We start from the raw sequence: 21,251 nt of genomic DNA on the forward strand, positions 1-21,251 counted from the left end.
GACCAGGTGACCTGATCGTGGCCGCCCCGCCGCGGGCGGTCGCCGAGGAGTCGGCTGGCAGAATGCTCGGCATGTTGCGCTGGCTGACCGCCGGTGAGTCGCACGGCCAGCAGCTCACCGCCATCCTCGAGGGGCTGCCCGCCGGCGTGCAGGTGCAGACCGCCGACCTCGACGTCGACCTCGCCCGCCGCCGGCTCGGTCACGGCCGCGGCGCCCGGATGTCCTTCGAGCAGGACGTCGTCACCCTCACCGGCGGTGTCCGGCACGGGGTCACCCAGGGCGGGCCGATCGCGGTGCAGGTCGGCAACACCGAGTGGCCCAAGTGGCAGACGGTCATGGCCGCCGACCCGGTCGACCCCGAGGTGCTCGCCGGGCAGGCGCGCAACGCCCCGCTGACCCGCCCGCGGCCCGGGCACGCCGACCTCGCCGGCATGCAGAAGTACGGCTTCGACGACGCCCGCCCGGTGCTCGAGCGCGCCAGCGCCCGCGAGACCGCGGCCCGCGTCGCCCTCGGCGCGGTCGCCAGGGCCTTCCTCCGCCAGGCGCTGGGCGTCGAGGTGGTGAGCCACGTCGTCGGCATCGGCCCGGTCACCGTCCCCGACGGCGTGCTGCCCGGCCCGCAGGACAACCCGCGCGTCGACGAGGACCCGGTCCGCTGCGCCGACCCGGCCACCAGCGCGGTGATGGTCGCCGAGGTCGACGACGCCCGCAAGAACGGCGACACCCTCGGCGGCGTCGTCGAGGTCGTCGTCCACGGCCTGCCGCCGGGCCTGGGCAGCCACGTGCACTGGGACCGCCGGCTCGACTCCCGCCTGGCCGCCGCGCTCATGGGCGTGCAGTCGGTCAAGGCGGTCGAGGTCGGCGACGGACTGGAGACCGCGCGCCGCCGCGGCTCGGTCGCCCACGACGAGATCGTCAGCACCGACGGCCGGCTCCGGCGGGTCACCGACCGCGCCGGCGGCATCGAGGGCGGCATGACCAACGGCGAGGTGCTGCGGGTGCGCGCCGCGATGAAGCCGATCTCCACCGTGCCGAAGGCCCTGGCCACCGTCGACGTCGCCACCGGCGACGCCGCGGTCGCGATCAACCAGCGCAGCGACGCCTGCGCGGTGCCCCGCGGGTCGGTGGTGATGGAGGCGATGGTCGCCCTCACCCTCGCCGACGCCGCGCTGGAGAAGTTCGGCGGCGACTCGGTGGCCGAGACCCGCCGCAACGCGCAGGCCTACCTCGACGCCCTCCCGTACCGGTGAGCGCGCCGCTGCTGGTCCTGGTCGGCCCGCCCGCGTCGGGCAAGACCACCGTCGGGACGGCGGTCGCGGGCGCGCTGGGCCTGCCCTTCCGCGACACCGACGCCGACGTCGAGGCCGAGGCCGGCACCACCGTCGCCGACCTCTTCGTCAGCTCCGGCGAGCCGCACTTCCGCGCGCTGGAGGAGCGGGCGGTGGCCCGCGCGCTGGCCGGGCACGAGGGCGTGCTGGCCCTCGGCGGCGGCGCGGTGCTCAGCGCGGGCAGCCGGGCGCTGCTGGTGGCCTACGGCCGGGCCGGCGGCACCGTCGTGCACCTCGACGTCGACCTGCCCTCGGCGGTCCGCCGCGCGGGGCTCGCGCGCGACCGGCCGATCCTCGGGGTCAACCCGCGGGCGATGCTGCGCACCCTGCTCGAGCAGCGCGCGCCGCTGTACGCCGAGGTGGCCACCGTGGTGGTGCCCACCGGAGGCCGCGACCCGCAGGACGTCGTCGCCGAGGTGCTGGCCGCCCTGCCCGCCGGGGCCGACGCGTGAGGCGGGTGACCGTCGCCGGGGAGGAGCCCTACGAGGTCGTGATCGGCCCCGGCGCGCAGGCCGAGCTGGGCCTCCTGCTGGCCGGCACCGCGAAGGCCGCCGTCGTGCACGCCCCGCCGCTGGCCGCGCTCGCCGGTGCCGCGGTCGAGACGCTGCAGACCGCCGGGGTGGCCGCCGAGGCCGTCGTCGTCCCCGACGGGGAGGCGGCCAAGACCGCCGAGGTCGCCGCCCGCGTGTGGGACGAGCTCGGCCGGCTCGGGCTGACCCGCTCCGACGCCGTCGTGGGCGTCGGCGGCGGAGCGGTCACCGACCTCGCCGGCTTCGTCGCCGCGACCTGGGTGCGCGGGGTGCGGGTGGTGCAGGTGCCCACCAGCGTGCTCGGCATGGTCGACGCCGCGGTCGGCGGCAAGACCGGCATCAACACCGCCGCGGGCAAGAACCTCGTCGGCGCGTTCCACCCGCCGGCCGGCGTGCTCGCCGACACCGACGTGCTCGCCGGGCTGCCCGAGGCGGAGTTCCGCTCGGGCATGGCCGAGGTGGTCAAGTGCGGCCTGATCGCCGACGCCGGCATCCTCGACCTGCTCACCGTCGACCCCACCGGCCGCCGCGACACCGGGGAGCTCGTCGAGCGCGCGGTGCAGGTGAAGGCCGACGCGGTGGGGGAGGACCTCTACGACACCGGCCGCCGGGAGTTCCTCAACTACGGACACACGCTCGGGCACGCGATCGAGCGGGTCGAGGACTTCGGCTGGCGGCACGGCGAGGCGGTCGCCGTCGGGCTGGTCTTCGCCGCCGAGCTGGCGGGCCAGGCCGGGCTCCTGACCCCCGCCGAGGTCGACCGGCACCGCTCGCTCGTCGCGGCGATGGGCCTGCCGACCCGCTACCGCGGCGACTGGGCCGCCCTGCAGGCGGTGATGCGGGTGGACAAGAAGGCCCGCGGCTCGACGCTGCGGTTCGTCGTCCTGGACGGGCTCGGCAACCCGCGCATCCTCGCCGACCCCGACCAGGCCTGGCTCGACGCGGCGTGGGCCGCAGTCTCGGAGGACCCCTCGTGACCGTCCAGGTGCTCAACGGCGCCAACCTCGGCCGGCTCGGGACGCGCGAGCCGGAGAAGTACGGGACGACGACGTACGCGCAGCTGGTGTCCCGCATCGAGGAGGTCGCCGGCGAGCTGGGCCTCGAGGTGCGGGTCCGGCAGACCGACGACGAGGGCGAGCTGCTGCGCTGGGTGCACGCGGCGGCCGACGCCGGCGACCCCGTGGTCGTCAACCCGGCCGGCTGGTCGCACACCTCGGTCGTGCTCCGCGACGCGCTGGCCATGCTGACCGCCCCGCTGGTCGAGGTGCACATCAGCAACATCCACCGGCGCGAGGAGTTCCGGCACCACTCCTACGTCTCCGGGGTGGCCGACGGCGTCATCGCGGGGCTCGGCGTGCAGGGCTACGAGCTGGCGCTGCGCTACCTGGCCGCCCGGGACGCGCGATGAGCCGCGCGGCGGAGCGGCGGGAGCGGCTGCGGGCCACCGCGGCCGAGCGCGGGCTGGACGCCGTGCTGGTCACGAACCTGCTCAACGTCCGCTACCTCACCGGCTTCACCGGCTCCAACGGCGCGCTGCTGCTGCGCACCGACGGCGCCGACGTCTTCGGCACCGACGGCCGCTACACCACCCAGGCCGGCACCCAGGTGCCCGACGTCGAGCTGCTCGTCGACCGGGCGACGGTGGTCGGGCTCGCCCGCGAGGCGGTGCGCGGCGGCGCCGGTCGGATCGGCTACGAGAGCCACGAGGTCACCGTCGACGGCCTCGGCCAGCTCGAGCGGGTGCTCGTCGACGCCGCTGCCGGCGGGACGGCGCCGGAGCTGGTCAGCGTCCGCCGGGCGGTCGAGGAGCTGCGGGCGGTCAAGGACGAGTCGGAGATCGAGGCGCTGCGCCGGGCCTGCGCGGTGGCCGACCGGGCGCTGGCCGAGCTGGCCGCCGAGGGGGCGCTGCGGCCCGGGCGCAGCGAGCTGCAGGTCGGCCGCGAGCTCGACGCCCGGATGCTGGCGCTCGGTGCCGAGGCGCCGTCGTTCGAGACGATCGTGGCGGCCGGCGCGAACTCGGCGATCCCGCACCACCGGCCCGACGGCACGGAGCTGCGCGGGGGCGACTTCCTCAAGCTGGACTTCGGCGCGACCGTCGACGGCTACCACTCCGACATGACCCGCACGCTGGTCCTCGGCTCGGCCGCCGACTGGCAGCGCGAGGTGTACGCCCTCGTCGCCGAGGCGCAGGCGGCCGGGCGGGCGGCGCTGGCCGTCGGTGCCGACGTCGTCGCCGTCGACGCGGCCTCCCGCGACGTCGTCGCCGCCGCCGGGCACGGCGAGCACTTCCCCCACGGCCTCGGGCACGGGGTGGGCCTGGAGATCCACGAGGCGCCGGGCATCGGCCCGCTGGGCGCGGGTACCCTGGCCGCCGGCATGGCCGTCACCGTGGAGCCGGGGGTCTACCTCCCCGGCCACGGCGGTGTCCGGATCGAGGACACGCTCGTCGTCACGGCGGACGCGCCCGAGTTGTTGACCCTCACGAGCAAGGAACTGCTGGTCCTCTAGATGGCTACCACCAACGACCTCAAGAACGGCATGGTCCTCAACCTCGACGGCCAGCTGTGGGCCGTCACCGAGTTCCAGCACGTCAAGCCCGGCAAGGGCGGCGCGTTCGTCCGGACGACGCTGAAGAACGTGCTCTCGGGCAAGGTCGTCGACAAGACCTTCAACGCCGGCACCAAGGTCGAGACCGCCACCGTCGACAAGCGGAACATGACGTACCTCTACAAGGACGGCACCGACTTCGTCTTCATGGACGGCGAGACGTTCGACCAGATCCACGTGCCCACCGAGACCGTGGGCTCCGGCGCGGACTACCTGCTGGAGAACACCGAGGCCGTCGTCGCCGTCCACGAGGGCACGCCGCTGTACGTGGAGCTGCCGGTGACCATGGAGCTCGTCGTCGAGCACACCGACCCGGGCCTGCAGGGCGACCGCTCCACCGGCGGCACCAAGCCCGCCACGCTGGAGACCGGCGCGCAGATCAACGTGCCGCTGTTCGTCAACACCGGCGACCGGCTCAAGGTCGACACCCGCGACGGCCGGTACCTCGGCCGCGCCAACTGACGCCACCCGCGATCCCGCACCGCTGACATGGCTGCCCGCACCAAGGCGCGCAAGCGCGCCGTCGACGTCCTCTACGAGGCCGACCTGCGGGGCGCCGACCCGGTGGAGCTGCTCCGCGAGCGCATCGCCGACCCCTCCCCGCCGGTACCCGACCACGCGATCCGGCTGGTGGAGGGCGTGGCCGCGCACGCCGGGCGCATCGACGGGCTGATCGGGCAGCACGCCCGGGGCTGGTCGCTGGAGCGGCTGCCCGACGTCGACCGCGCGATCCTGCGGATGGCGGTGTTCGAGCTGCTCTGGGCCGACGACGTGCCCGACGCGGTGGTCATCGACGAGGCCGTGGAGCTGGCCCGGGCGCTGTCGACCGACGACTCGCCGGCCTACGTCAACGGCGTCCTCGGCGCCATCCTCGACGCCGAGGTGCCCACCTCCTCCTGACCGTCAGATGTCGCGCCCCGGGCCGGCGCCGGCGGCGGCCAGCATCGCGGCCATGCGCGCGCTGGACTGCCGCCGGTGCGCCCGGCGCAGGGCCTCGCGGCGGCGGGCGGCGAGCAGCAGGTCACGGTCGGGCAGGACGACCGGCGGGGTCGTGCTCATGGGTGCTCCTCGCGTCAGGGCGCCGTCGACCGGCACAGCCCGGACGCTAGGGACACCCACCGACAGTTCCGCGCGCTCCGCACCCGCCCCGTCGCTCCCGGTGAGACACCCGCGTCGCACCGCGGTCCGGCACCGCCGACGCCGCGGCACGACGACACGTCCCCGGGAGCCGCGCCCGGGTTCGGCGACGGATCCGGGAGGTGGGGTCGTGACCGTGCACCTGTCGGGCTCACGGCCGTCGTCACGGCCCCGAGACGTGCACACGACGTCGCTGGGCGGTCGCTCCGACCGCAGTGCGTGCACGTCTCGTCGGGAGCGTGTCCCCGCACCGGGCCCGGGAACGCAGCGAGGCCCGCCCCGGGGTGCCGGGGCGGACCTCGTGGCGTCGGGTCTAGCGGGGACCGCGGCGGCGGTCGCCCCAGCCCTCGTCCTCGTCGTCGGCCATGAGCGCCGCGCCGTCCATGCCCGGGTTGAGCACGCCCCACTCGATGAGCCGGGTGGTCAGCTCGTCGGGGCTCATGTCGTAGATGATCGCCAGCGACTTGAGGTCCTCGGCGCGGATGGACAGCACCTTGCCGTTGTAGTCGTGGCGCTGCGCCTGGATGGTCGAGGCGTAGCGGGCCAGCGGGCCGGCCTCGTCGGCGGGCAGCGACCCCAGCGACTCGAGGTTGAGCACGATCTTCGTCGTCGACGTCACGGCCGACGACGGCCGCGGGTCGGGCAGCAGCTCCGACACCGGCACGCCGTAGAAGACCGCCAGCTCGGAGAGCCGCTGGACGGTCACCGCCCGGTCACCGCGCTCGTAGGAGCCGACGACGACGGCCTTCCAGCGTCCGTGGGACTTGTCCTCCACCCCCTGCAGGGACAGGCCCTGCTGGTTGCGGATCGCGCGGAGTCGGGCACCGAGGGCCCGCGAGTAGTCGGTGCTCATGGGTGTCTGCTCACTGTCCGTCGTCGTGTCATCGGCGTCGTCGTCACGCAGCGTACTTGCTACACCGGGACGGCAACAGCGGCCATCCCCCGGAGAGTGCAACCGGGGACACCCACGCCCACCTGCGGGGCTGCGACGCGCGACGACGGTCACACGACGGGGTGCAGTACCGTCGGCACCGGTCCACCCACTCCTTTAACGACCCGTCCCGTGAGGCGGGGAAGGAGGCCTGATGGCCAGCTCGACCGAGCCTGCCCCCGGCCAGGCCGCTCCCGGGGCACTGCTCGCCCCCGCCGACGTCGCCCGCGTGGTCGACCGGATGGCCCACCAGCTGATCGAGAAGTGCGCCGGGGGCGGCGGGGCGGGTGACGACAGGGACTCACTCGCCGACCTCGTGCTCGTCGGCATCCCCACCCGCGGCGCCCCGCTGGCCCGCCGGCTGGCCGCCCGCGTCGAGGCCTTCTCCGGTACCCCCGTCGACACCGGCACCGTCGACATCACCCTCTACCGCGACGACCTGCGGCTGCGCGGCGTCCGTGCGCTGGAGGACACGGTGCTGCCGCCGGCGGGCATCGACGGCCGCCTGGTCGTCCTCGTCGACGACGTGCTGTTCTCCGGCCGCTCGGTGCGCGCGGCGCTCGACGCGCTGCGCGACCTCGGCCGGCCCCGGGCGGTGCAGCTGGCGGTGCTGGTCGACCGCGGCCACCGGGAACTGCCGATCCGCGCCGACTACGTGGGCAAGAACGTGCCCACCTCGCGTGCGCAGAAGGTGCGGGTGCACCTCGCCGAGACCGACGGCACGGACGAGGTCGTGGTGGTGGAGCAGTGAAGCGGCACCTGCTGGAGGCGGCCGACCTCGACCGCGCCGACGCCACCCTGGTCCTCGACACCGCCGCGCAGATCGACCAGGCGCTGGCCGGCCGCGAGGTCAAGAAGCTGCCCACCCTGCGCGGGCGGACCGTGGTCAACCTCTTCTACGAGGACTCCACCCGCACCCGCATCTCCTTCGAGCTGGCGGCCAAGCGGCTCAGTGCCGACGTCATCAACTTCTCCGCCAAGGGCAGCAGCGTCTCCAAGGGCGAGAGCCTCAAGGACACCGCGCTGACGCTGGAGGCGATGGGCAGCGACGCGATCGTCGTCCGCCACTCGGCCTCCGGGGCGCCGCACCGGCTGGCGAACTGGGTGCGCGGCAGCGTGGTGAACGCCGGCGACGGCACCCACGAGCACCCCACCCAGGCGCTGCTGGACGCCTACACGATCCGGCGCCGGCTGGGCCGGCTCGACGGCGTCCGGGTGGCGGTCGTCGGCGACGTGCTGCACAGCCGGGTGGCCCGCTCCAACGTCTGGCTGCTGACCACGCTCGGCGCCGAGGTCACGCTGGTGGCCCCGCCGACGCTGCTGCCGGTCGGTGTGGGCGCTTGGCCGGTGGAGGTCTCCTACGACCTCGACGCCGTGCTGCCCAAGGCCGACGCGGTGATGATGCTGCGGGTCCAGGCCGAACGGATGAACGCCTCGTTCTTCCCCAGCGCGCGGGAGTACAGCCGCCGCTACGGCCTCGACGCGCGCCGGATGGCCGCGCTGGGCGACGACGCGATCGTCATGCACCCCGGCCCGATGAACCGCGGCATGGAGATCGCCGCCGACGTCGCCGACTCGGTCCGCTCGACGATCGTCGAGCAGGTCGGCAACGGCGTCTCCGTCCGCATGGCCGTCCTGTACCTGCTGCTCGGAGGCGCCCCCGCATGACCACGCTGATCAAGGGGGCGCGCGTCCTCGGCGGCGAGCCCGCCGACCTGCTGCTCGAGGACGGCCGGATCGCCGCGGTGGGCCGGCGGCTGTCGGTGACCGGCGCCGACGTCGTCGACGCCGACGGGCTGGTCGCGCTGCCCGGCCTGGTCGACCTGCACACCCACCTGCGCGAGCCCGGCCGCGAGGACGCCGAGACCGTCGAGACCGGCAGCCGCGCCGCGGCGCTGGGCGGTTACACCGCGGTGCACGCCATGGCCAACACCGACCCGGTCGCCGACACCGCGGGCGTGGTCGAGCAGGTGTGGCGCCTGGGCCGGCAGGCCGGGCTGGTCGACGTCGTCCCGGTGGGCGCGGTGACCGTGGGGCTGCGCGGCGAGCGGCTCGCCGAGCTCGGCGCCATGGCCGACTCCGCCGCCCGGGTGCGGGTGTTCTCCGACGACGGCCACTGCGTCGCCGACCCCGCGCTGATGCGCCGCGCCCTGGAGTACGTCAAGGCCCTCGACGGCGTCGTCGCCCAGCACGCCGAGGAGCCGCGGCTCACCGTCGGCGCGCAGATGAACGAGGGCGACCGCTCCGCGCGGCTGGGCCTCACCGGCTGGCCGGCCGCCGCCGAGGAGGCGGTCATCGCCCGCGACGTCCTGCTCGCCCAGCACGTGGGCGCCCGGCTGCACGTCTGCCACGTCTCCACCGCCGGGTCGGTGGAGATCCTGCGGTGGGCGAAGTCGCGCGGCGTGCAGGTGACCGCGGAGGTCACCCCGCACCACCTGCTGCTCACCGAGGCCCTCGCCGAGTCCTACGACCCGGTGTTCAAGGTCAACCCGCCGCTGCGCACCGACGAGGACGTGCAGGCGCTCCGGCAGGGCCTGGCCGACGGCACCGTCGACGCCGTCGCCACCGACCACGCGCCGCACGCGGTGGAGGACAAGGAGAGCGAGTGGGCGCAGGCCCGGCCCGGCATGCTCGGGCTGGAACAGGCGCTCCCGGTCGTCGTCGAGGCGCTGGTGGAGACCGGTCTGCTCGACTGGGCCGGCGTCGCCGACCGGATGTCGGTGCGCCCCGCGGCCATCGGCCGGCTCGACGGGCACGGCCGCCCGGTCGCGCCCGGCGAGCCGGCCAACCTGCTGCTGCTCGACCCCGCCGCCCGGGCCGCCGTCGACCCGGCCGCGCTGGCCAGCCGCAGCCGCAACAGCCCCTATGCCGGCCGGGAGCTGCCCGGCCGCGTCGTCGCCACCTTCCTGCGGGGCGAGGCGACGGTGCTCGACGGAAAGGCAGTGCGGTGACAGAGGCGATCCTCGTGCTCGAGGACGGGCGGACGTTCCGGGGCGAGGCCTACGGCACGGTCGGGACGACGGTCGGCGAGGCGGTGTTCGCCACCGGCATGACCGGCTACCAGGAGACGCTCACCGACCCGAGCTACGCCGGGCAGATCGTCACCATGACCGCGCCGCACGTGGGCAACACCGGCGTCAACGGCGAGGACGACGAGAGCCGCCGCATGTGGGTGGCCGGCTTCGTCGTCCGCGACCCCGCCCGCCGCCCCGCCAACTGGCGGGCCACCGGCAGCCTCGACGACGAGCTCCGCGCCCAGGGCGTCGTCGGCATCAGCGGCATCGACACCCGCGCGCTCACCCGCCACCTGCGCGAGCGCGGCGCCATGCGCGCCGGGATCAGCAGCGAGACCACGGACGCCGACGCGCTGCTCGCCCGGGTGCGCGCGGCCGAGGGCATGGTCGGCGCCGACCTCGCCCCGCAGGTCAGCACGCCGGAGCCCTACGTCGTGCCGGCGGTGGGGGACAAGCGGTTCACCATCGCCGCGCTGGACCTGGGCATCAAGACCGCCACCCCGCGCCACCTCGCCGAGCTCGGCGTCGAGACGCACGTGCTGCCCTCCACGGCGACCGCGGCCGACCTGCTCGAGCACGGCCCCGACGGCGTCTTCCTGTCCAACGGGCCCGGCGACCCGGCCGCGGCCGACTACGCCGTCGCCGCGGTGCGCGGCGTGCTCGACGCCGGCCGGCCGCTGTTCGGCATCTGCTTCGGCAACCAGATCCTGGGCCGCGCGCTGGGCCTGGGCACCTACAAGCTGCGCTTCGGCCACCGCGGGCTCAACCAGCCGGTGCTCGACCGGGTCAGCGGCACCGTGCGGGTGACCAGCCACAACCACGGGTTCGCCGTCGACGCGCCGCTGGACCGGGCCACCGGCACCCCCTACGGGCGGGTCGAGGTCAGCCACGTGGGCCTCAACGACGACGTCGTCGAGGGGCTGCGGCTGCTCGACGCCCCGGCCTTCAGCGTGCAGTTCCACCCGGAGTCCGCCGCCGGCCCGCACGACGCCGCGCCGCTGTTCGGCCGGTTCGTCGACCTCATGGAGTCCGTCCGCGACGGGGGCCCGGCCGTCAGCCCGGCGACGACCGTCGAGCACAGCAGCGGGGAGAGGGCCTGATGCCCAAGCGCACCGACATCTCGCACGTCCTGGTCATCGGTTCCGGGCCGATCCTCATCGGCCAGGCCGCCGAGTTCGACTACTCGGGCACCCAGGCCTGCCGCGTGCTGCGCAGCGAGGGCCTACGGGTCAGCCTGGTCAACAGCAACCCGGCGACGATCATGACCGACCCCGAGGTCGCCGACGCCACGTACATCGAGCCGCTGACGCCGGAGTTCGTCGAGCGGGTCATCGCCAAGGAGCGGCCCGACGCGCTGCTGGCCACCCTCGGCGGGCAGACCGCGCTCAACATCGCCATCGGCCTGTACGAGAACGGCACGCTGCAGCGCTACGGCGTGCGGCTCATCGGCGCCGACGTCGACGCCATCAACCGCGGCGAGGACCGGCAGATGTTCAAGGACATCGTGCGGTCGATCGGCGCCGACGCCCCGCGCTCGCGGGTCTGCTCCACCGTCGAGGAGGCGCTGGAGACCGCCGCCGAGGTCGGCTACCCGGTCGTCATCCGGCCGAGCTTCACCATGGGCGGCCTGGGCTCGGGCTTCGCCACCGACGAGCCGATGCTGCGCCGGATGGCGTCCCACGGCCTCGCCGACTCACCCGTGCACACCGTGCTCGTCGAGGAGTCGGTGCTCGGCTGGAAGGAGTACGAGCTCGAGCTCATGCGCGACCGCAGCGACAACGTGGTCGTCATCTGCTCGATCGAGAACGTCGACGCGATGGGCGTGCACACCGGCGACTCGGTGACCGTCGCGCCGGCGATGACGCTGACCGACGTCGAGTACCAGCGGATGCGCGACGTCGGGATCGCGGTGCTGCGCGAGGTCGGCGTGGACACCGGCGGCTGCAACATCCAGTTCGCCGTCAACCCCGCCGACGGGCGCCTGGTCGTCATCGAGATGAACCCGCGGGTGTCGCGGTCGAGCGCCCTGGCGTCGAAGGCCACCGGCTTCCCGATCGCCAAGATCGCCGCGAAGCTCGCGATCGGCTACACGCTCGACGAGATCACCAACGACATCACCGGCGTCACCCCGGCCAGCTTCGAGCCGGCGCTGGACTACGTCGTGGTGAAGATCCCGCGCTTCGCCTTCGAGAAGTTCCCCGGCGCCGACCCGCGGCTGACCACGACGATGAAGAGCGTCGGCGAGGTCATGGCGATGGGCCGCAACTTCCCCGAGGCGCTGGGCAAGGCGATGCGATCCACCGAGACCAAGGTGGCCGGCTTCTGGACCGGGCAGCCCGACGGCCGCTCGGCCGCGGAGCTGCTCGAGGCGCTGCGCACGCCGGTCGACGGCCGGCTCTACACCGCCGAGGCCGCGCTGGCGGCCGGCTCCACCGTCGAGCAGGTCGCCGAGGCCAGCGGCTTCGACCCGTGGTTCGTCGACCAGGTCGCGCTGGTGCGCGAGGTCGCCGCCGAGGTCCGCGACGCCCCGGCGCTCACCCCCGAGCTGCTGCGCCGGGCGAAGCGGCACGGGCTGTCCGACCGGCAGGTGGCGGCGCTGCGGCCCGAGCTCGCCGGCGAGGACGGCGTCCGCAGCCTGCGCTGGCGGCTGGGCATCCGGCCGGTGTTCAAGACCGTGGACACCTGCGCCGCGGAGTTCGCCGCCCGCACGCCGTACCACTACTCGTCCTACGACGAGGAGACCGAGGTCGAGCCGCGCGAGAAGCCGGCCGTCCTCATCCTGGGCTCGGGGCCCAACCGGATCGGGCAGGGCATCGAGTTCGACTACTCCTGCGTGCACGCGGTCATGGCGCTGCAGGACGCCGGCTACGAGGCCGTGATGGTCAACTGCAACCCCGAGACGGTCTCCACCGACTACGACACCGCCGACCGGCTCTACTTCGAGCCGCTGACCTTCGAGGACGTCCTCGAGGTGGTCGAGGCCGAGCGCGCCGCGGGCCCCGTCGCCGGGGTCGTCTGCACCCTCGGCGGGCAGACGCCGCTGGGCCTGGCGCAGCGGCTCAAGGACGCCGGGGTCCCGGTGCTGGGCACCTCGCCGGAGGCCATCGACGACGCCGAGGACCGCGGCGCGTTCTCCCGGGTGCTCGCCGACGCCGGGCTGCTCGCGCCGAAGCACGGCACCGCGACCACCTTCGCCGAGGCGCGGGAGATCGCCGCGGGCATCGGCTACCCGGTGCTGGTGCGCCCCTCCTACGTCCTCGGCGGCCGCGGCATGGAGATCGTCTACGACGACGCCACGCTGGAGGCCTACATCGCCAAGGCCACCGACGTGAGCCCCGCCCACCCGGTGCTGGTCGACCGGTTCCTCGAGGACGCCGTCGAGATCGACGTCGACGCGCTCTACGACGGCGCGGAGCTCTACCTCGGCGGGGTCATGGAGCACATCGAGGAGGCCGGCATCCACTCCGGCGACTCCGCGTGCGCGCTGCCACCGATCACCCTGGGCTCGGCCGACCTCGCCGGGATCCGCACCGCCACCGAGGCGCTGGCCGCCCGGATCGGCGTCCGCGGGCTGATGAACGTGCAGTACGCGCTCAAGGACGACGTCCTGTACGTGCTGGAGGCCAACCCCCGCGCCAGCCGCACGGTGCCCTTCGTGTCCAAGGCGACCGCCGTGCAGCTGGCCAAGGCCGCGGCCCGCATCGCCGTCGGGGAGTCGATCGCCGACCTGCGCGCCGCCGGCGTGCTGCCGGCCACCGGCGACGGCACCGACCTGCCGGAGGACGCGCCGATCGCGGTCAAGGAGGCGGTGCTGCCCTTCCACCGGTTCCGCACCGTCGAGGGCCACGGCGTGGACACCGTGCTGTCGCCGGAGATGAAGTCCACCGGCGAGGTCATGGGCCTCGACGACGGCTTCGGCACCGCCTTCGCCAAGTCGCAGGCGGCCGCCTACGGCTCCCTGCCGACGTCGGGGGCGGTGTTCGTGTCGGTGGCCAACCGGGACAAGCGGGCCGCCGTCTTCCCGGTCAAGCGGCTGGCCGACCTGGGCTTCCGGGTGCTGGCCACCGCGGGCACCGCGCGGGTGCTGCGCCGCAACGGGGTCGCGTGCGAGGTGGTCGGCAAGTACAGCGAGGGCCCGGGCAACGTGGTCGAGCGGATCCAGGCCGGCGACGTCGACATCGTCGTCAACACGCCGTTCGGGTCCCCGGGCAACAGCGGGCCGCGGCTGGACGGCTACGAGATCCGCACGGCCGCCGTCGCCGCCGGGATCCCGTGCATCACCACGGTGCAGGGGCTGGCCGCGGCGGTGCAGGGCATCGAGGCGCTGCTGCGCGGCGGCCTCGGCGTCCGCAGCCTGCAGGAGGTCCACGCCGGTCTGGCGGCCGCCCTGGCGCCGCGCCCGTGACCGTGGTGGCGCGGGTGCGCGACGAACTGGTCGCCCGCGGCCTGCTCGACGGCCTGCCGGCGGCCTTCCTCGCCGGCGTCACCCGGTTCGCCACACCGCCGGCCGCGGAGCTCGGCGCGCTGCGGGCCGACGCCGAGGGCCTGGCCGCCCGGCTGGCGGCGGGAAAGGCCGGCGACGCCGACCTGCCGCTGCTCACCCGTGTGCTGTTCTCCGCCGGCCACGGCGGGCTGCTGGCCGCGCACGGGGTGCGGACGCCGTCCTACGACCTGCTGGGGTCCTACCGCGACAACCTGCGGACGCCGGTCGGGCCGCGGCTGCCCGGGCGGCCGCGCGCCGGCGGCCGCCGCTGGCGGGTGCTCGGCCGCGACGTCGGCTTCCCGATCGGCGTGCCGGCGTGCGTGCTGAACGGCGGCGAGGAGTGGGTGCGCTACCACGCCCGCAACGGCTTCAGCGTGCTCACCTACAAGACCGTGCGCAGCCGCGCCCACGAGCCCAACGCGCAACCGAACTGGACCTTCGCCCCGCGGCCGCCCGGCGACGCGGTCGTGTCCGACCCGTGGGACTGGGTGGCGCCCGGCGACCCGGGGGTGAGCACGGTCAACTCCTTCGGCGTCCCCTCGCCCCCGCCCGCGGAGTGGATGGCCGACCTCGAGCGCTCGCTGGCCGCCGTCGACGGCGACCAGCTGCTGCTGGTCAGCGTCATGGGGTCCGGCGACGGCACCGACCTGGTGGACGACTTCGCCGCGACGGCGCGCCTGGCCGAGGAGGCCGGCGCGGAGGTGGTCGAGCTGAACCTGTCCTGCCCCAACACGCTCAGCGCCGCGGCCGACGACGGCGTCAAGCCGCCGCTGTGCCTCGACGCCGCCGCCACGCTCGCGGTGGTCGAGGGCGTGCGCCGCGCGCTCGGCGACCGCACCGGCCTGGTCGCCAAGATCTCCTGGCTCGACGAGGACCGGCTCGCCGCGCTGGTCCCCGGGTTGGCGCCGCTGGTCGACGGCGTCGCGGCCATCAACACGGTGGCCGGCCGGGTGGTGCGCAGCGACGGGGAGCCGACCTTCCCCGGTCGCGCGGTGGCCGGGCTCTCGGGGGCCGCCGTCCGCGGGCACGCGCTCGACCTCACCCGCCGGCTGGTCGCGCTGCGCGAGGCCGGGGGGCACCGCTTCGACGTGCTGGCGATGGGCGGGGTCACCGACGTCGCGTCGTTCGAGGCGCTGTGGGCGGCCGGTGCCGACGCCGTCCAGTCGGCCTCGGGTGCCTTCGCCGACCCGTTCCTCGCCCGCGACTGCGTCGCCGCCCTCGGCGACACCCTGCCGCGGTCGGTGCCCCGGTGACCGGGCTCGCGAGGTCGGCCGTGGACGCAGCACCTCCGGGCACGAGTCCGACGAGCGCCGGCGAGGAGGGCTCGTGACCGCGCCGTTCGGGCAGCGGCTGGCCGACGCCGTCGCCGCGCGCGGGCCGCTGTGCGTGGGCATCGACCCGCACCCGCCCCTGCTCGAGCGCTGGGGCCTGCCCGACGACGCCGGCGGGCTGCGCCGGTTCACCGACACGGTCGTCGACGCGCTGGCCGGCACCGTCGCGCTCCTCAAGCCGCAGAGCGCCTTCTACGAGCGGCACGGCTCGCGGGGCCTGGCCGCGCTGGAGGACGGCGCCGCCCGCGCCCGTGCCGCCGGCGCCCTGGTGCTGCTCGACGCCAAGCGCGGGGACATCGGCTCGACGATGGACGCCTACGCCGACGTCCTGCGCCCCGGCCACCCGCTCGCCGTCGACGCGCTCACCGTCAGCCCCTACCTCGGCCCCGGCTCGCTGCAGCCGGCCGTGGACACCGCGCGGGCGCACGGCGGCGGGCTGTTCGTGCTCGCGCGCACGTCCAACCCCGACGCCGGCACGCTGCAGCACGCGCTGGTGGGGGAGCGGTCGGTGGCGCAGGTCGTCGTCGACACGGTGCGCGGCTGGAACACCCTGGGGTGGGTGGTCGGCGACCCGCTGCCCGACCCCGGCGCGGTGCGGGACCTCGCGAGCCGCTGGGGCCCCGGCACCGGCAGCTTCGGCGTCGTCGTCGGGGCGACGCTGCGCGACCTCGACGTCGACCTCACCGGTCTCGGCGGGCCGGTGCTCGCCCCCGGGCTCGGCGCGCAGGGCGGCTCGGCGGCCGACCTGCGCCGGCTGTTCGGGCAGGGTGGCGCCGTGGTCCCGACCGTGTCCCGGGACGTGCTCGCCGCCGGGCCCGACCCGGCCGCGCTGCGGGCCGCCGCCGCCCGCTGGGCCGAGCAGCTGGCCGCCTGAGGCGCGACCCGGCCCCGGCACCGCCGCTCGGGCGGCGCTCGTGGCGGCGTCCGACGGCGGCGTGACCGGGCGGGTCCGGCGTGTCGCGACGACCGGTGCGGGCGTGTCGGCCCCCGGCCACGATCGGACGTACCGGTTCCGTATGCTCTCTGAACAGGGCTCCTGACTCTCCGTCATCCGAGCGGTCCACGCAGCGTCACCGCCGGACGCCGGGAGGTCGAAAAGCTCGGCCGCCGGGCGCGTGACCTGCGGATTCCCGGTTACTAGGTTGATCGCCGGGCCCGAGCACACGGGGACCGGACCCGCGGCAGCACCACCGCGACACAGCACAGAGACGCCGGGCCGACCGGCGACGACACGATCGGACGCACCATGCCCCTCCCTGACCTGTCCCCCGAACAACGCGCCGCCGCCCTGGAGAAGGCCGCCGCCGCCCGCAAGGCGCGCGCCGAGCTCCGCGAGCGGCTCAAGAGCAAGGGCACGACGGTCGGTGACGTCCTCCGCCAGGGGGAGACCGACGAGGTGATCGGCAAGATGCGGGTCTCCGCGGTGCTGGAGAGCCTGCCCGGTGTCGGCAAGGCGCGGGCTGCGAAGATCATGGAGCGGCTCGAGATCTCCCCGACCCGCCGGGTCCGCGGTCTGGGCGCCAACCAGCGCCGGGCGCTCGAGGCGGAGTTCGGCGGGGAGCAGGTGGTCGCCGAGCAGGTGCCCGCCGACTCGACCGCCTGAGCCGGGGCCGACCCCACCTCCGCAGGACCGACGAGGACGACGCGTTGCCCGAAGCACCCGAACCACCCGCCACGGCGCGCCTGACGGTGCTGTCCGGTCCCTCCGGGGTCGGCAAGGGCACCGTCGTCGCCGAGGTCCGCCGCCGGCACCCCGAGGTGTGGGTGTCGGTGTCGGTCACCACCCGGGCCCGCCGGCCCGGCGAGGTCGACGGGGTGCACTACCACTTCCTCACCGGCGCCGAGTTCGACCGGCTCGTCGCCGAGGACGGCCTGCTGGAGTGGGCCGAGTACGCGGGCAACCGCTACGGCACGCCGGAGGCCCCGGTGCGCGAGCGACTCGCCACCGGGGCGCCGGCCCTGCTGGAGATCGAGCTGCAGGGCGCGCGCCAGGTGCGGGCCCGCGCCCCGGAGGCGCAGCTGGTCTTCCTGGCGCCGCCGTCGTGGGCCGAGCTGGTCAGCCGGCTGGCCGGCCGCGGCTCCGAGCCGCCGGCGGTCCAGGAGCGCCGGCTGGCCATCGCACAGGCCGAGCTGGACGCCGCCGGGGAGTTCGACGCCGTGGTGGTCAACGACGACGTCACCCGGGCCGCCGACGAGTTGGTAGGCTTGCTGACTGCGCCGTCGTCCGGGAGGTCGGTCGGCGCCTCCGAGTGAGCGGCCGCCGAGGCCCCTCACTCCCGCCGATCGAACGAGGAGCACGCCCGCCCGTGTCCGGAGTCGCACCCGCCCCCGAGGGCATCACCAACCCGCCGATCGACGAGCTGCTCGAGCGCACCAGCAGCAAGTACGGGCTGGTGATCTTCGCCGCGAAGCGCGCGCGGCAGATCAACGCCTACTACAGCCAGCTCTCCGAGGGCCTGCTGGAGTACGTCGGCCCCCTGGTCGACACCGCCCCGCAGGAGAAGCCGCTCTCCATCGCGCTGCGCGAGATCAACGAGGGCCTGCTCACCCACACCGCCGGCGAGAACTGAGGAAGGACCCCCTCGCCCCCCACGCCTCGCACGCTCGGCGCGGGGCCCTGCGAGGGGGCCCTTCCAGTCCCTCATGACCGACGCCCCCGGTACTCGGTACCGGGGGCGTCGGCGCGTCTGCGGGAGGATGAGGGCATGAGCCGGATCGTGCTGGGTGTCGCCGGCGGCGTCGCCGCGTACAAGGCCGCGCTGCTGCTGCGCGCGCTGACCGAGGCCGGGCACGACGTGCGCGTCGTCCCCACGCCGGGCGCGCTGAACTTCGTCGGCGCGGCCACCTTCGAGGCGCTGTCGGGCAACCCGGTGACCACCGACGTGTGGTCCGACGTCCCCGAGGTCGCCCACGTCCGGATCGGGCAGAGCGCCGACCTCGTCGTCGTCGCCCCGGCCACCGCCGACCTGCTCGCCCGCGCCGCCGCCGGCCGCGCCGACGACCTGCTCACCGCCACCCTGCTCACCGCGCACTGCCCGGTCGTGTTCGTGCCGGCCATGCACACCGAGATGTGGCTGCACCCGGCCACCCAGGACAACGTCGCCACGCTGCGCCGCCGCGGCTCGATCGTGCTGCCGCCCGCCGTCGGCCGGCTCACCGGTCCCGACTCCGGACCCGGCCGGCTGCCCGAGCCCGCCGACGTCGCCGCGCTGGCCCAGGTGGCGCTGGCCTCCGGGGCGGGCGTGCTGCGCGCCGACCTCACCGGCCGCCGCGTCGTCGTCAGCGCCGGCGGCACCCGCGAGCCGCTGGACCCGGTGCGCTACCTGGGCAACCGCTCCTCGGGGCGGCAGGGCTTCGCGCTGGCCCGGGTGGCGGCCGCCCGGGGTGCCGAGGTGACCCTGGTCGCCGCCAACGTCGACCTGCCCGCGCCCTTCGGCGTCCGGGTGGTGCCGGTCGGGACGGCGGAGGAGCTGCGCGCGGCGGTGCTCGCCGAGGCTGGGTCGGGCGGGGGAGTGACAGCCGACGTCGTGGTGATGGCTGCCGCCGTCGCCGACTTCCGGCCCGCCACCGTCGCGGCCACCAAGCTGAAGAAGAAGGACGACCCCTCCGAGGTCCCCGTCGTGTCGCTGGTGCGCAACCCCGACGTGCTGGCCGAGCTGGTCACCAAGCGCGCGCCCGGCCAGCTGGTGGTCGGCTTCGCCGCCGAGACCGGTGACGAGGCCGGTGACGTGCTCGCCCACGCCCGCGCCAAGCTGGCCCGCAAGGGGTGCGACCTGCTGGTGGTCAACGACGTCTCCGGCGGCGGGGTGTTCGGCCGGCCGGACAACGCCGCGGTGGTGCTGGCCGCCGACGGCTCGGCCACGGAGGTCCCGCACGGGACCAAGGACGCCGTCGCCGCCGGCGTCTGGCAGACCGTCCTGCCGCGGCTGGCCTGACCCCGTCCGGTGCCGGCCGCCGGGCGGCGCCGGTAACGTGACCCGACGGCGCGCCCCGGCGCGCCAGACCTCGTCACCGAAGCAGGGAGATCCCGAGTGCCACGCCGCCTCTTCACGTCCGAGTCGGTGACCGAGGGCCACCCGGACAAGATCGCCGACCAGATCAGCGACGCCATCCTCGACCAGATGCTGGGTCAGGACCCGCGCAGCCGCGTCGCCGTCGAGACGCTGATCACCACCGGCCAGGTGCACATCGCGGGCGAGGTCACCACCGCCGGCTACGTCGACATCGCCGACGTCGTCCGCCGGACCATCCTCGGCATCGGCTACGACTCCTCGCGCAAGGGCTTCGACGGCGCCTCGTGCGGCGTGAGCGTCTCCATCGGCGCGCAGTCGCCCGACATCGCGCAGGGCGTGGACACCGCCTACGAGGCGCGCACCACCGGCGCGGCCGACGACGAGATCGAGCGCCAGGGCGCCGGCGACCAGGGCCTGATGTTCGGCTACGCCACCGACGAGACCCCCGAGCTCATGCCGCTGCCCATCGCGCTGGCCCACCGGCTCGCCCGCCGGCTGTCGACGGTCCGCAAGGACGGCTCGGTGCCCTACCTGCGGCCCGACGGCAAGACGCAGGTCACCGTCGTCTACGAGGACGACCGGCCGGTCGGCGTCGACACCGTCGTCGTCTCCTCGCAGCACGCCGAGGACATCTCCATCGAGCAGCTGCTCACCCCCGACGTGCAGGAGCTCGTCGTGGAGCCCGAGCTGCAGGCCCTCGGCCTGCCCACCGACGGCTACCGGCTGCTGGTCAACCCCACCGGCAAGTTCGTCATCGGCGGCCCCATGGGCGACGCCGGGCTGACCGGCCGCAAGATCATCGTCGACACCTACGGCGGCATGGCCCGCCACGGCGGCGGCGCGTTCTCCGGCAAGGACCCCTCGAAGGTCGACCGCTCCGGCGCCTACGCCATGCGCTGGGTGGCCAAGAACGTCGTCGCCGCGGGCCTGGCCCGCCGGTGCGAGGTGCAGGTGGCCTACGCGATCGGCGCCGCGCACCCGGTGGGCCTGTTCGTCGACACCCACGGCACCGGCACGGTGGCCGACGACGTGCTGGAGAAGGCGGTCACCACGGTGTTCGACCTGCGCCCGGGTGCGATCGTCCGCGACCTCGACCTGCTCCGGCCGATCTACGGGCCGACCGCCGCCTACGGCCACTTCGGCCGCACCGACGTCGAGCTGCCGTGGGAGCGCACCGACCGGGTCGAGGCGCTGCGCTCCGCCGTCGGCGCCTAGCGCGTCCCTCGGGCGCTCGTGCCCCACGCCACCGCGCTTCCCGATCTCGCCCTGCACGGCGTCCGGGTGCTGGGCTTCCCGACGACGGCCCGCGTCGCCGGCCGCTACGGCCTCGACCGGGACGCCGTCGAGGAGGCACTGCTCGACGCCGAGGCCCGCGGCTGGGTGCGCCGGCTCGCCTTCGGCGGCAGCGAGGGGTGGTCGCTGCTCGACGCCGGCCGGGCGGAGGGCGAGCGCCGGCTCGCCGCCGAGCTCGACGCGCTGGGCGCCCGGGACGCGGTGGCCGGCGTGCACGGCCGCTTCCGGCCGCTCAACCGCCGGTTCGGTGCCGCCTGCACCGACTGGCAGGTGCGCCCGACCCGGCTCGACCCGATGGCCTTCAACGACCACACCGACTGGCGGTGGGACGAGCGGGTGCTGCGCACGCTGCGGTCGGCCGGGGCGGAGTTCACCGGGCTCTGCGCCGAGCTGAGCGCGCTGCTGGGCCGCTTCGGCGGCTACGCCGGCCTGTACGCCGCGGCGCTGCGGCGCGTGGACGCGGGCGAGCGCGGCTGGGTCGACGGGCACGACCGCGACTCGCTGCACCTTGTCTGGATCCAGTTCCACGAGGACCTGCTGGCCACCCTCGGCATCGAGCGCGGCACCGACGCCTGAGTGCCCCG

General features: G+C 75.3%; 22 protein-coding genes. 20 read left to right on the plus strand and 2 right to left on the minus strand.

From position 1 onward, the window contains the following. Nucleotides 1–71: 71 nt before the first annotated feature. The 7 genes from aroC to nusB are packed head-to-tail and all read left to right on the plus strand — an operon-like array spanning nucleotide 72 to nucleotide 5,365. Nucleotides 72–1,250: a chorismate synthase gene (gene aroC / locus BMZ33_RS12475; RefSeq protein ID WP_091111007.1), complete on the plus strand. Its 1,179-nt coding sequence runs from the start codon at nucleotides 72–74 to the stop codon at nucleotides 1,248–1,250. Beyond that, nucleotides 1,247–1,780, plus strand: coding sequence for a shikimate kinase (locus tag BMZ33_RS12480; protein ID WP_091110660.1), 534 nt, complete (start codon nucleotides 1,247–1,249; stop codon nucleotides 1,778–1,780). The genes aroC and BMZ33_RS12480 overlap by 4 nt, the downstream gene beginning before the upstream one ends. Next, nucleotides 1,777–2,835, plus strand: coding sequence for a 3-dehydroquinate synthase (gene aroB / locus BMZ33_RS12485; protein WP_091110662.1), 1,059 nt, complete (start codon nucleotides 1,777–1,779; stop codon nucleotides 2,833–2,835). Before BMZ33_RS12480 ends, aroB begins: the two co-directional genes overlap by 4 nt. Then, nucleotides 2,832–3,266, plus strand: a complete 435-nt coding sequence (gene aroQ, locus BMZ33_RS12490) for a type II 3-dehydroquinate dehydratase (protein ID WP_091110664.1) — start codon at nucleotides 2,832–2,834, stop codon at nucleotides 3,264–3,266. Before aroB ends, aroQ begins: the two co-directional genes overlap by 4 nt. After that, complete coding sequence (locus BMZ33_RS12495; RefSeq protein WP_091110667.1) at nucleotides 3,263–4,366, plus strand: M24 family metallopeptidase; 1,104 nt, start codon at nucleotides 3,263–3,265, stop codon at nucleotides 4,364–4,366. The genes aroQ and BMZ33_RS12495 overlap by 4 nt, the downstream gene beginning before the upstream one ends. Further along, a complete protein-coding gene (efp, locus tag BMZ33_RS12500) occupies nucleotides 4,367–4,927 on the plus strand; it encodes an elongation factor P (RefSeq protein WP_091110670.1) in 561 nt (186 codons plus the stop codon). Between the two features lie 27 nt (nucleotides 4,928–4,954). Continuing rightward, nucleotides 4,955–5,365: a transcription antitermination factor NusB gene (gene nusB, locus BMZ33_RS12505; protein WP_091110672.1), complete on the plus strand. Its 411-nt coding sequence runs from the start codon at nucleotides 4,955–4,957 to the stop codon at nucleotides 5,363–5,365. 3 nt (nucleotides 5,366–5,368) lie between these two features. Here the strand turns inward: nusB and BMZ33_RS23295 are convergent, their stop codons facing one another. Further along, nucleotides 5,369–5,524 carry a hypothetical protein gene (locus BMZ33_RS23295; protein ID WP_169064241.1) on the minus strand — a complete coding sequence of 52 codons (156 nt, stop codon included), beginning with the start codon at nucleotides 5,522–5,524 and terminating at the stop codon, nucleotides 5,369–5,371. Nucleotides 5,525–5,915: 391 nt separating this feature from the next. Further along, nucleotides 5,916–6,455 carry a transcriptional regulator BldD gene (bldD, locus tag BMZ33_RS12510; RefSeq protein WP_091110675.1) on the minus strand — a complete coding sequence of 180 codons (540 nt, stop codon included), beginning with the start codon at nucleotides 6,453–6,455 and terminating at the stop codon, nucleotides 5,916–5,918. Between the two features lie 232 nt (nucleotides 6,456–6,687). On the opposite strand from bldD, the gene pyrR reads away from it, so the two are divergent. The 13 genes from pyrR to BMZ33_RS12575 all read left to right on the plus strand — a co-directional run bounded on the left by pyrR (nucleotide 6,688) and on the right by BMZ33_RS12575 (nucleotide 21,243). Further along, entirely contained in the window at nucleotides 6,688–7,284 is a 597-nt protein-coding gene (pyrR, locus tag BMZ33_RS12515; protein WP_091110678.1) for a bifunctional pyr operon transcriptional regulator/uracil phosphoribosyltransferase PyrR, read from the plus strand. Beyond that, nucleotides 7,281–8,201: an aspartate carbamoyltransferase catalytic subunit gene (locus BMZ33_RS12520; RefSeq protein WP_091110680.1), complete on the plus strand. Its 921-nt coding sequence runs from the start codon at nucleotides 7,281–7,283 to the stop codon at nucleotides 8,199–8,201. The genes pyrR and BMZ33_RS12520 overlap by 4 nt, the downstream gene beginning before the upstream one ends. Then, nucleotides 8,198–9,484, plus strand: coding sequence for a dihydroorotase (locus tag BMZ33_RS12525; protein ID WP_091110683.1), 1,287 nt, complete (start codon nucleotides 8,198–8,200; stop codon nucleotides 9,482–9,484). The genes BMZ33_RS12520 and BMZ33_RS12525 overlap by 4 nt, the downstream gene beginning before the upstream one ends. Then, nucleotides 9,481–10,647 carry a glutamine-hydrolyzing carbamoyl-phosphate synthase small subunit gene (gene carA, locus BMZ33_RS12530; protein ID WP_091110685.1) on the plus strand — a complete coding sequence of 389 codons (1,167 nt, stop codon included), beginning with the start codon at nucleotides 9,481–9,483 and terminating at the stop codon, nucleotides 10,645–10,647. Before BMZ33_RS12525 ends, carA begins: the two co-directional genes overlap by 4 nt. Further along, complete coding sequence (gene carB / locus BMZ33_RS12535; protein WP_091110688.1) at nucleotides 10,647–13,952, plus strand: carbamoyl-phosphate synthase large subunit; 3,306 nt, start codon at nucleotides 10,647–10,649, stop codon at nucleotides 13,950–13,952. The genes carA and carB overlap by 1 nt, the downstream gene beginning before the upstream one ends. A gap of 14 nt (nucleotides 13,953–13,966) precedes the next feature. Further along, nucleotides 13,967–15,283, plus strand: coding sequence for a beta/alpha barrel domain-containing protein (locus tag BMZ33_RS12540; protein ID WP_169064242.1), 1,317 nt, complete (start codon nucleotides 13,967–13,969; stop codon nucleotides 15,281–15,283). Between the two features lie 73 nt (nucleotides 15,284–15,356). Next, complete coding sequence (gene pyrF / locus BMZ33_RS12545) at nucleotides 15,357–16,235, plus strand: orotidine-5'-phosphate decarboxylase (RefSeq protein WP_091110690.1); 879 nt, start codon at nucleotides 15,357–15,359, stop codon at nucleotides 16,233–16,235. 372 nt (nucleotides 16,236–16,607) lie between these two features. Then, nucleotides 16,608–16,964, plus strand: coding sequence for an integration host factor, actinobacterial type (gene mihF, locus BMZ33_RS12550; protein WP_091110693.1), 357 nt, complete (start codon nucleotides 16,608–16,610; stop codon nucleotides 16,962–16,964). A 44-nt stretch (nucleotides 16,965–17,008) separates the two neighbouring features. Next, on the plus strand, nucleotides 17,009–17,614 hold the full coding sequence (gene gmk, locus BMZ33_RS12555) for a guanylate kinase (RefSeq protein WP_091110696.1): 606 nt from the start codon (nucleotides 17,009–17,011) through the stop codon (nucleotides 17,612–17,614). Nucleotides 17,615–17,667: 53 nt separating this feature from the next. Next, complete coding sequence (rpoZ, locus tag BMZ33_RS12560; protein WP_012949163.1) at nucleotides 17,668–17,931, plus strand: DNA-directed RNA polymerase subunit omega; 264 nt, start codon at nucleotides 17,668–17,670, stop codon at nucleotides 17,929–17,931. A 135-nt stretch (nucleotides 17,932–18,066) separates the two neighbouring features. Beyond that, complete coding sequence (coaBC, locus tag BMZ33_RS12565) at nucleotides 18,067–19,296, plus strand: bifunctional phosphopantothenoylcysteine decarboxylase/phosphopantothenate--cysteine ligase CoaBC (protein WP_091110698.1); 1,230 nt, start codon at nucleotides 18,067–18,069, stop codon at nucleotides 19,294–19,296. 96 nt (nucleotides 19,297–19,392) lie between these two features. Next, nucleotides 19,393–20,589 (plus strand): methionine adenosyltransferase, encoded by a 1,197-nt coding sequence (gene metK, locus BMZ33_RS12570; protein WP_091110700.1) that lies wholly within the window; start codon nucleotides 19,393–19,395, stop codon nucleotides 20,587–20,589. An 18-nt stretch (nucleotides 20,590–20,607) separates the two neighbouring features. After that, nucleotides 20,608–21,243, plus strand: coding sequence for a hypothetical protein (locus BMZ33_RS12575; RefSeq protein WP_091110703.1), 636 nt, complete (start codon nucleotides 20,608–20,610; stop codon nucleotides 21,241–21,243). Nucleotides 21,244–21,251 lie beyond the last annotated feature (8 nt).

The organism is Geodermatophilus dictyosporus (assembly GCF_900115505.1).
Lineage (GTDB): Bacteria > Actinomycetota > Actinomycetes > Mycobacteriales > Geodermatophilaceae > Geodermatophilus > Geodermatophilus dictyosporus.

Excerpts from the sequence above, each read along its gene's own strand:
- aroC (WP_091111007.1), top strand. The coding sequence starts at position 72 with ATGTTGCGCTGGCTGACCGCCGGTGAGTCGCACGGCCAGCAGCTCACC.
- BMZ33_RS12495 (WP_091110667.1), top strand. The coding sequence starts at position 3,263 with ATGAGCCGCGCGGCGGAGCGGCGGGAGCGGCTGCGGGCCACCGCGGCC.
- efp (WP_091110670.1), top strand. The coding sequence starts at position 4,367 with ATGGCTACCACCAACGACCTCAAGAACGGCATGGTCCTCAACCTCGAC.
- nusB (WP_091110672.1), top strand. The coding sequence starts at position 4,955 with ATGGCTGCCCGCACCAAGGCGCGCAAGCGCGCCGTCGACGTCCTCTAC.
- BMZ33_RS23295 (WP_169064241.1), bottom strand. The coding sequence starts at position 5,524 with ATGAGCACGACCCCGCCGGTCGTCCTGCCCGACCGTGACCTGCTGCTC.
- bldD (WP_091110675.1), bottom strand. The coding sequence starts at position 6,455 with ATGAGCACCGACTACTCGCGGGCCCTCGGTGCCCGACTCCGCGCGATC.
- pyrR (WP_091110678.1), top strand. The coding sequence starts at position 6,688 with ATGGCCAGCTCGACCGAGCCTGCCCCCGGCCAGGCCGCTCCCGGGGCA.
- BMZ33_RS12525 (WP_091110683.1), top strand. The coding sequence starts at position 8,198 with ATGACCACGCTGATCAAGGGGGCGCGCGTCCTCGGCGGCGAGCCCGCC.
- carB (WP_091110688.1), top strand. The coding sequence starts at position 10,647 with ATGCCCAAGCGCACCGACATCTCGCACGTCCTGGTCATCGGTTCCGGG.
- mihF (WP_091110693.1), top strand. The coding sequence starts at position 16,608 with ATGCCCCTCCCTGACCTGTCCCCCGAACAACGCGCCGCCGCCCTGGAG.
- coaBC (WP_091110698.1), top strand. The coding sequence starts at position 18,067 with ATGAGCCGGATCGTGCTGGGTGTCGCCGGCGGCGTCGCCGCGTACAAG.